Origin of the sequence: Neobacillus drentensis, from assembly GCF_036966985.1 — a bacterium.
Lineage (GTDB): Bacteria > Bacillota > Bacilli > Bacillales > Cytobacillaceae > Neobacillus > Neobacillus drentensis_E.
Genome location: NZ_JBALSN010000448.1, coordinates 5023 through 5586, shown reverse-complemented (window position 1 = coordinate 5586; position 564 = coordinate 5023). Strand labels below are relative to the sequence as shown.

Genomic DNA, 564 nt, shown 5'->3' with positions numbered 1-564 from the left:
ATAAATGGATAAATTATCCCGAGTAGTTAGATATTCAATAATTGAAAACTCTTCGAAAGCCAAGTCTACAAGGTAAAGGAAACTATCGATCAACCCATCGTGGTGAAACTCGAGATTTTTCGTCCGAAATGGTCGTCGATCAAACCCTATGCTATATGGATATTCACACTTACGATCCACAATATATTGAAAAATTGTCCCGTACCTATTACCAAGCAAGGTGCGGGCAATCTTCACAAGCGGCTGGTAAATGATGGGGTCCTTGTGACTCTCTTGACCGAGGATGATTTTTCTGATTTCTTGATGATTTGTGTCTCTTACCAGATAGGTTGCATTCTCTAATTTTAGGATCAGGAGTGCTAGTTGCTGTTCGGTACCATTAAGTTCTTGGCTTGCTCTTGCCGCTAAACCTTCATAATATAATTCCTTATTTTTTGTTCTCATATCGTTCCCCCATTACCACATACGTCCTGCTAACATAGTAAGCTTAATAAAAGTAAATTGATCTCCTTCTTTTATCTCCAAGGGTCCATCTAAGTCGGGCAGTTCTTGTTCATTCATAAA

1 protein-coding gene is annotated in these 564 nt (G+C 38.8%); it reads right to left on the bottom strand.

Features of this window, described 5'->3' with window-relative positions; translation table 11 throughout:
- Positions 1–444, bottom strand: a 444-nt coding sequence (locus V7659_RS24910) for a DUF5724 domain-containing protein (RefSeq protein ID WP_335542804.1), incomplete at its 3' end; no start/stop codon positions are given.
- Between the last annotated feature and the right edge of the window lie 120 nt (positions 445–564).